The organism is Pseudomonas sp. BN414 (genome assembly GCF_029871275.1).
GTDB classification, from domain to species: domain Bacteria; phylum Pseudomonadota; class Gammaproteobacteria; order Pseudomonadales; family Pseudomonadaceae; genus Metapseudomonas; species Metapseudomonas resinovorans_C.
In genome coordinates this window covers 25,784-34,454 of the sequence record NZ_SSOL01000043.1, presented here as the reverse complement: position 1 = coordinate 34,454, position 8,671 = coordinate 25,784, and the positions used below count along the sequence as shown (strand labels likewise).

General features: G+C 63.8%; 8 protein-coding genes. 4 read left to right on the top strand and 4 right to left on the bottom strand.

Annotated features, from left to right (window positions below; all coding sequences use genetic code 11):
- The 3 genes from E8E95_RS07985 to E8E95_RS07975 form a co-directional block, all read right to left on the bottom strand.
- Nucleotides 1-228 (bottom strand): alcohol dehydrogenase catalytic domain-containing protein (locus E8E95_RS07985; protein ID WP_280349348.1); only part of this gene is annotated, 228 nt, incomplete at its 3' end.
- 86 nt (nt 229-314) lie between these two features.
- A complete protein-coding gene (locus tag E8E95_RS07980; protein ID WP_280349347.1) occupies nt 315-1,391 on the bottom strand; it encodes an aromatic ring-hydroxylating dioxygenase subunit alpha in 1,077 nt (358 codons plus the stop codon).
- A gap of 41 nt (nt 1,392-1,432) precedes the next feature.
- Nucleotides 1,433-2,386, bottom strand: a complete 954-nt coding sequence (locus E8E95_RS07975; protein WP_280349346.1) for a PDR/VanB family oxidoreductase — start codon at nt 2,384-2,386, stop codon at nt 1,433-1,435.
- Between the two features lie 296 nt (nt 2,387-2,682).
- Between E8E95_RS07975 and E8E95_RS07970 the strand changes: the two genes are divergently transcribed.
- Complete coding sequence (locus E8E95_RS07970) at nt 2,683-3,153, top strand: MarR family winged helix-turn-helix transcriptional regulator (RefSeq protein WP_179059870.1); 471 nt, start codon at nt 2,683-2,685, stop codon at nt 3,151-3,153.
- A 47-nt stretch (nt 3,154-3,200) separates the two neighbouring features.
- Here the strand turns inward: E8E95_RS07970 and E8E95_RS07965 are convergent, their stop codons facing one another.
- Nucleotides 3,201-4,235 (bottom strand): aromatic ring-hydroxylating dioxygenase subunit alpha, encoded by a 1,035-nt coding sequence (locus tag E8E95_RS07965; protein ID WP_179059869.1) that lies wholly within the window; start codon nt 4,233-4,235, stop codon nt 3,201-3,203.
- A 113-nt stretch (nt 4,236-4,348) separates the two neighbouring features.
- On the opposite strand from E8E95_RS07965, the gene E8E95_RS07960 reads away from it, so the two are divergent.
- From E8E95_RS07960 to E8E95_RS07950, 3 genes are all read left to right on the top strand, one after another.
- On the top strand, nt 4,349-5,317 hold the full coding sequence (locus E8E95_RS07960; protein ID WP_179059868.1) for an AraC family transcriptional regulator: 969 nt from the start codon (nt 4,349-4,351) through the stop codon (nt 5,315-5,317).
- A gap of 279 nt (nt 5,318-5,596) precedes the next feature.
- Nucleotides 5,597-7,276, top strand: a complete 1,680-nt coding sequence (locus E8E95_RS07955) for a DUF1302 domain-containing protein (protein ID WP_280349345.1) — start codon at nt 5,597-5,599, stop codon at nt 7,274-7,276.
- Nucleotides 7,277-7,287: 11 nt separating this feature from the next.
- Nucleotides 7,288-8,652, top strand: a complete 1,365-nt coding sequence (locus E8E95_RS07950) for a DUF1329 domain-containing protein (RefSeq protein WP_280349344.1) — start codon at nt 7,288-7,290, stop codon at nt 8,650-8,652.
- Nucleotides 8,653-8,671: the final 19 nt, after the last annotated feature.

The following is an 8,671-nucleotide window of genomic DNA, read 5'->3' as shown; positions in this document are numbered from 1 at the left end:
CTCGATCACCTCGCCGGTGATCTCGTGGCCGAGCACCAGGCCGACCTGGGCGGTGGTACGGCCGCGCACCATGTGCTGGTCCGAGCCGCAGATATTGGTGGAGACGACTTTGAGGATGACCCCGTGTTCGATCTTCTTGCCGCGAGGGTCCTGCATTTTGGGGTAGTCGATCTTCTGGACTTCGACTTTGCCCGCACCGAGATAAACGACACCACGATTACCAGACATGAGACCTCCTTGAATGCGCATGGGATTTGCGCGAATCGGGAAAAAAGGGGCGGGCGCCCATCCAGCCGGGAACACCCGCCGTGCACTCAACGGGTGGAGTGGCGAAGCTGTTCGATGATTCGCCGCGCGCGGTTGGCGCCTGCGTCGACGTGGATGTCGAGCATGGGGCGGCCGCCGAAGCGGCACATGTTCCGGTACTGCGCCTCGACCACGATCTTGTCTTCGTCGAAGGTCAGGATGGTTTGCTCGATGACCTTGGCCTTGACCGCCTCCGGGTCGCTCTTCGGGTTGGTGGCCATGGTCCAGAAGTAGTGGCTGGTGGACTCCGTCTCCGGGGTCACTCCATGGAAACCACGCATGTGGAAACCGCCACGATCCGGGTCGTCCAGGGCGTCGGTGCGCACATCCACGGCACCGGTCCAGATGCGCAGGTGGCTGACGTGGAATTCGATCTCCTGCCACCGATCCACATTGCCCTTGAAGGGGTAGGCGGCGGTGTAGGTGGGGGGCGGCACCGAGTCCGGCATGTGACGAACGACGCGGACTACATCGCCGACCTCTTCCACTTTCATTTGCGCGTTCATGTGGATGCTCGCGTTGCCACCGATGGTGTGCAGATGGACATAGCCCAGGTGGCTGAGGTCCATCAGGTTGTCATGGATGAGCTGGTAAGGGGCGTCGTAGTGGTAGACGTCGCCATCGAACAGGTACTTGCCGCTGCTGTGGACGTCATAGACCGGAGGCTCGCAGGTGGGCTGCGGATGGGCCTCGCTACCGAACCAGATCCACACGATCTGGTCCTGCTCGCGAACGTGGTAGGCCGGTACCTTGGCCTTGCTGGGCAGCTTGTCCTGGCCGGGGATTTCCAGGCATTTGCCCTCGGCGTTGAACAGCAGTCCGTGGTAGCCGCAGCGCACGCCACGTTCTTCCAGGGTGCCATTGGACAGGGGCAGCGCCCGGTGGCAGCAGCGGTCTTCCAGTGCTGCGACCTGGCCGTCGGCGGTGCGAAACAGCACGACGGGCTTGTTCAACAGGGTCCGGCCGAGGGGTTGGTCCTTCAGTTCCCAGCCCAGGGCCGCCACGTACCACTGGTCCAGCGGGAAGCTGGGTACGGAGGGGGAGCTGGCCTCGTAGGCGAGCGATTCAGCAGCGGATGCACTCATGGTGATCTCCAGGGTTCACGGTTGTTGTTCTGGATAGGGATTCAGAGGTCGAGGACCAGGCGCGGCGATTTCGCCCGCGAGCAGCACGGCGTGAACTGGTCGTTGCACGCGTGCTCGGCCGCCGTCATGAACTGGTCGCGGTGATCCGGGACGCCTTGCAGGACACGGGTGATGCAGGAACCGCAGATACCCTGTTCGCAGGAGGTCTCGATCGCGATCCCGGCTTCGTCGAGCACCTCGAACACGCTGCGGTCGGCGGGTATGTGGAAGACCTGGCCACTGCTGGCCAGCTCGACCTCGAAGGGGGCATCCGTGCCAGGTTGGGTGGGCGTCGCCGCGAAGAATTCGCGGTGCACCTGGGCCTCAGGCCAGCCGGCTTTTTCCGCGGCGCCCAGGATGTAGCCCATGAACCCGCCCGGGCCGCAGACATAGAGGTGGCTGCCGGCATCCGGATTTGCCAGAAGCGCGGCGGCGTCCAGCTTCTGCGCCTGGGCGCCGCTGTCGTCATGCAGGTGCACGCGTCCGGCAAAGGGCGAGTACCGGAGCTGCTCGATGAACGCGGCGCGCTCTTGAGAGCGGAAGCAGTAATGCAGCTCGAAGTCCGCCCCCCGGTGGGACAGCTCGCAGGCCATCGCCAGGATCGGCGTGATGCCGATGCCTCCGGCGAACAGCAGGTGCCGGGTGCCCTGGTGATCCAGGGCGAAGAGGTTGCGGGGCTCGCTGATTTCGAGCAGTTGTCCTTGTACCACCCGCTCGTGCATCGCCCGGGAGCCGCCGCGCGAGGCAGGGGCGTCGAGGACGCCGATCAGGTAGCGATGGCGTTCCTCCGGATGATTGCAAAGGGAGTACTGGCGGGTGAATCCGACGCCGATGTGGACATCGATATGGGCGCCGGCCTCGAACGGTGGAAGTTCACCACCATCGGCGGCGCAAAGCTCGAAGCTGCAGATACCTTCGGCTTCTCGGGTTTTTCGGGTTACACGAACCTGGAGCATGACGCTGCCCTCCACACTGAAGTGGTGTTTGCAAAAAGTGGAATTTGAGAACCCGGTGTGGGTGCTGGCTCAGCCCGAAAACGAGACGGGGAGGGCGCTGCGGCGGAAGTGCAGGGAGGGGTAGGCGTAATCGAGGTGGTTCATGGCAAGGACCTGATAATTATTTTTGTGTGGTTCCGCGGCGGCATATCATGCGGACGAATGCCCGCGCCGCTTCGATGGAGGTAATCCTCGGAGTAATTGGTTGCGGTGTCAACCAATTTGATCATGCACCTCGTCAGTAAGGCGCTTCGTCCATGCACACCGATTCTCAGCTGAACCTTGCCCGCTACGTTCCCGCGCTGCTCACCTTCCTTGCCAACAAGCTCGCCACCGGCGCCTCGCAGTGCTATCGCAAGCACTTCGGGATCGGCGTCGTGGAGTGGCGGATGCTGTCCATGCTGGCGGTGGAGGACGGCATCACGGCCAATCGCATCTGCCAGGTGATCGGCCTGGACAAGAGCGCCGTCAGCCGATCGCTGCAAGCGCTGGAAGCGGCCGGGCATGTCAGCAGCCAGGTGGATCCGCAGGACGCCCGGCGCAATACCGTGAGCCTCACCGCCAGCGGGCGGGAACTGCATGATCGGGTGCTGAAGGTGGCGCTCGAGCGCGAGCGCCGGTTGCTCGGTGATCTCAGCCCGGAAGAGGTGGACACCCTGATCGAGCTGCTGGGACGCCTGCACGGCCAGGTAGCCCATGTGAACGAGTACGACCCCCAGGACGACTGAGCGCGTGTCGCCCAACCTACCGTGAGCGAAATCTCAGGGATCGCCGGTCAGGCCTGTCCCTGCTCCTGCGCGATCAGCCGATCGAGAATCCGTCGTGCGCGAATGGCGCCAGCGTCACCGGGTAGCAACAGTGGTTTGAGCGACCAGAAATCGGCACTCCCCATGAGTTGCTGTTGGGCCTCCACCATTGGCTTGTCTTCGTTGGCGAAGACGCCGATCAGTATCTGGTCGATGAAGCTGTTGAACTCCCCGTCGTCCTGCAGGAACGAGCGTGTGTTGGCAAAGAAGTAATGGGTGGTGCTCTCGGACTCAGGGGTCATGATGTGCAGGTTCGAGCTGCTGACGCCTTCTGAGTAGGGCCTTCCCGGGGCTGTCACGCCGGCGCCGAGATGCATGAGTGATGGTGCCGACCAGATCACTTCGGACCAGACATCCGCCGGTGCGGAAGGGTCGGGCATGTGGGCGGCGAAGGCTGGAGGCGCTACTTCGTTCCTGGCTTCCCAGAGGATGCGCACCCGGTCCCTGTCGAGCTCGCTGACCTGCGCGCCTACGGAGCTCAGCGCACCACCTCCCAGGGTGGTGGGATGGAGGAAGTCGACATGACTGAGGTCCATGATGTTGTCGCACAGCAACTGGTAGTTGCAGGTGGAGTGGAGATACCCGGTATTCCGAGCCGTCGGCCTGGCGTCCGCGAGGAAGGCGTAATCGGCGATCAGATCGGGATCCGCCCGTTCCGCATCACCCATCCAGATCCACACAGCAAGATGCCGCTCCACCACTGGATAGGCCTTGACGCGAGCCGCTGCCGGGATCTTCCCCTCACCGTGGGGATTGTGGACGCAGGCGCCGGTGCTATCGAACTCCAGACCGTGATAGGGGCAGCGGACGGCGTTGCCGCACAGCTTGCCCATCGAGAGCGGCGCAAAGCGATGGGGGCAGCGGTTGCCGATCGCCGCGATGGTGCCATCTTGCAGGCGATACAGCAGAACCGACTCGCCGAGAATGGTTCGGTTGAATAATTCCCCTTCTGGCACCTCATTGGCCCAGGCAGCCATGTACCAGGTGTTTTTCAGGAAGGCCATGTTTCTTGTTCTCCTTATGGATTCATCGGGCCGGCCCCACTATTGACAAAATAAGCTGGACGAACCAGCTGGTATCTGATTGTTTTCCGGCTAAATCGTCTCAGTGGTGGCCAATGGACTTTCTCGGTGAACTGCTGCTTTCCATCCGGCTCGACGCCAGTTCGATCGGGGTCTTTCACAGCCCGGGCGAATGGGGGTTGGACATGCCGCGGATGGACAGCTCGACCGCGCTGCTCTACGGCGTCCTGGACAAGCCCTGCTGGCTGATCAGGGAGGGGCAGCAGGACCTGCAACTGGAGGTCGGCGACCTGGTGCTGGTGCTGGGAGAGGCGAAGGTCGCCATTGCCTCGCAGCCTGGTCTGCCCCTGGAGCCCTTCCTGGATATGTGGCGCCGGCTCAAGCTGCCGGAGGACCTTCACTCCCGGTCACGCCGTAGTGCGCCCATCCATTTCGGCGGCGACGGTGTCCATCGGAATCCCCGGTTGCTGACGGTGGCCTGTGTGCTTCACGAGCCCGAGCGAAACCAGCTGTTATCCAGCCTGCCGGATGTGCTCGTGCTGCCCGGTCGCTGCGGGGCTTCGGCGCAGTGGCTGATGCCAACGCTGAGCTGGATGCTGGGCGAGGACCAGACCCAGAAGCCGGGATTCATGGGGCCGGCGGCACTGCTCGCTGGCTTCCTGCTGACCAGCTTCCTGCGTGACTACATCCTGCTGATTCCCGAAGGGCAGTCGGGCTGGCTGCAGGCGCTGACCGACCCGCGCCTGGGCAAGGCACTGATCGCCATCCATTCGCAAGCGGAGCTGGACTGGTCCGTGGAGACCCTTGCCGCCGAAGCCAGCATGTCCCGCGCGACCTTCTCGAGGCGGTTCAGCGCACTGCTCGGCCAGTCGCCCGGCCAATACCTGATCGCTACCCGCATGCGCCACGCGGCAAGGGAGCTGCTGAAGGGACGGGCCAGCGTGGCGGATATCGCCGAGCGCTACGGCTATCGCTCCGAGTCGGCCTTCCGCAGCGCCTTCAAGCAGCACCTGGGCGTGGGGCCCAGGGCTTACACCCGGTCGCGCGAACAGGGTGACAGTTGAACCCGGGTGACAACCGCTTCCTGCCCCCGATCCACCCCGAAACACCCCCTCGCGTAGCAACTCGCGGTGCCTTTCAGGTATCGCGATTGCCGATAGGTCGCATCCCAACAAGCGATTAGTCAGAGCTAGCCCCGCACGTCAACCTTTGCCCGTCGCCCGGTCAATCCCGCCGCGCGATGCCACTCCGGCATTTCGACCGCACCGGTCCGGACTGCCTTGATCCGGCCGGTGGTGGCTCACAAGAAGTTCGCCAACAAGAACAATAAGAGGGTTCGTTCAATGGCTATACGCTATAGCGCCGCATCGCGGTGTGCGCCGTTCACCCTGACGCTCGCAGCAGCTTTGGTATGCGGTGCCCCCTCCGTCCACGCTTTCCAGATCCAGACCGGCAATCCGGACCTGAGTCTGCGCTGGGACAACACGCTCAAGTACAGCGCCGCCTGGCGCCTGAAGGACCAGAGCAGCAAGCTCACCGAAGGGCAGGTCGCCCTGAACCAGGACGACGGCGACCGCGCCTTCGACAAGGGTCTGATCTCCAACCGCCTCGACATTCTGTCCGAACTGGACATTGGCTACCGTGACTTCGGTGCCCGAGTCAGCGGTGCCGGTTGGTTCGACACCGAGTACCAGAACGACAACGACAACGACGATCCGACCCGTGCCAACGCACGCTCGGTCGCCTACAACGAATTCACCGATGACACCCGCCACCTTCATGGTGGCGATGGCGAGCTGCTGGATGCCTTCGTCTACTGGAACGGTGATCTTGCGGATCGCAGCCTGTCCGTGCGCCTCGGCCGCCACGGCCTGATCTGGGGCGAGAGCCTGTTCTTCGGCGCCAACGGCATCGCCGGCGGCATGGCCCCGGTGGATGTGGTCAAGGCCATCTCCGTGCCGAACACCCAGTTCAAGGAGATCACCCGTCCAGTCAGCCAGCTGTCCACGACCTACCAGCTAACCGACGACGTTTCCCTCGGCGCCTTCTACCAGTTCGAGTGGGAAGAGACCCGACTGCCAGCGGCCGGCAGCTACTTCTCGGTCAGTGATGTGCTCGGCGAAGGCAACGAACGCCTGATCGTCGGCGCGCCGTTCCCGGCCTTCCTCGGTGGCAACCCGAGCAGCCCAGCGGCCTTCTTCCATGGTAACGACAAGGAGGCAAGGAGCTCGGGGCAGGGTGGCCTGCAGTTGCGCTACAGCGCAGACACCGTGGAGTACGGCCTCTACGCCATCCAGTACCACGACAAGACGCCGAAGCTGTACCTCAAGCCGAGTGCCACCGGGCCGAACTTCGCCACCGGCGAGGTGGGCCAGTTCTACTGGGTCTACCCGGAAGACATCCGCGCGCTGGGCGCGAGCTTCACCACTACGGTGGACGAGTTCAGCTTCGCCGGTGAGGCCTCCATGCGCTGGAACATGCCGCTGGTTTCCAACGGCCAGACAGTGCTGCCCGGCGTGGTCGCCGACAACAATGACAACCCGCTCTACGCGGTGGGCCGCACCGCCCACGTCAACCTGAACATGCTCGCCTCCCTCGGTCCGTCGCTCATCTCCAACGAGGCCAGCCTGGTGGGCGAGATCGCCTGGAACCGCCTGCTCAGTGTGACCAAGAACCGTGCGGCGCTGGACCCGGGTGCCACCGACGACGGTCTCGGCTTGAAGCTGGTCTACACCCCGACTTACCGCCAAGTGTTCCCCGGTGTCGACCTCAGCGTGCCGATGGGCATCAGCTACTTCCCTCTGGGCAAGTCGTCGGTGGTGGGGAGCTTCGGTCCGGACAACGGGGGTGACTTCAACATCGGTGTCAGCGCCACCTACCTCGACCGGGTCACCTTGGGCCTGACCTACACCCACTTCTATGGCTCGGAGGACACCAACCTCGACTCCGTTTCGCACTTCACCTTCAAGCAGTCGCTGAAGGACCGGGACTACCTGGCCTTCTCCGTGAAAACCACCTTCTGAGGGACTTGCGCATGACTATCCCGTTCACTCTCAAGACCTTCTGCCTGGCTCTGCTTGGCGCCGCTGCCCTTGGCCTGCAACCCGCCCTCGCCGCCAGTGTGGATGACCTGGGCAAGAGCCTCACCCCGCTGGGCGCCGAGCGCGCCGGCAACGCGGACGGCAGCATCCCGGCCTGGGATGGCGGCTACACCAAGGTGGACCCGTCGTTCAAGGAAGGCGGCAAGCGCGGTGACCCCTTCGCCAGCGACAAGCTGCTTTACAGCATCACCGCGAAGAACCTGGACCAGTACGCCGACAAGCTAAGCGATGGCGTCAAGGCCATGTTCAAGCGTTACCCCGAAACCTATCGCATTGACGTCTACCCCACACGCCGAAGCGCTGCGGCGCCGCAGTGGGTTTACGACAACACCCTGAAGAACGCAGAGAACGCCAAGCTGGTGGACAGCAGCGCCGGCCCGGTACCGGAAGGCGCCTTTGGCGGCATCCCGTTCCCGGTGCCGAAGAGCGGCGCCGAGGCCATGTGGAACCACCTGCTGAATTGGCGCGGCACCTCGGTGGCGATGGATTTCCGCCACTACCTGATGACCGCCGATGGTGCGCAGGTTATGACCACTGATGGCAAGGCCGTGCAGGAGATGCCCTATTACTACCAGGACGGTAGCGCCGCCACCTTCGAGGGTGACTACTGGCTGTTCCGCCTGCTCAACGTCGGCCCGCCCCTGCGTGCCGGCGAGCAGATCATGGGGCGCACCAACCTCAACGGCGACAAGTCCCAGGCCCACGTCTACCTGACCGGCCAGCGCCGCGTGCGCAAGCTGCCCAACGCCTGCTGCGACACACCGACTCCGGCTACCGCCGGGGTGATGTCTTTCGACGAGCTGAGCGTGTTCCAGGGCCGCATGGACCGCTTCGACTGGAAGCTGGTGGGCAAGCAGGAGATGTACATCCCCTACAACACCAACAAAGTGCAGACCGCCGCCAAGCCGGAAGACCTGTTCGACAAGCATCACCTGAACCCCGACTACGTGCGCTGGGAACTGCACCGCGTCTGGGTAGTGGAAGCCGACCTCGCCCCCGGCAAGCGCCACCAGCTTCCCAAGGGCCGCTATTACCTCGACGAGGACACCTGGCAGGCGCTTCTGGGCGACCGCTGGGATGCCAATGGCCAATTGGCCAAGACCCTCTGGTCGCTGCCGGCTGTGATGCCGGACCTGCCCGCCGTGGCCCAACTGTCCTCGGGCTTCTACGACCTGGTGTCCGGTGCCTGGTTCATCCAGAACCTTTACGCCGGCAAGGACCAACAGTACGGCCTGGTCGAGCGTTACAAGCCGGCGGAGTTCTCCCCGGCGGCGATGGCGGGACGTGGCGTGCGTTGATGAAGTTAGGGGAGGGCGC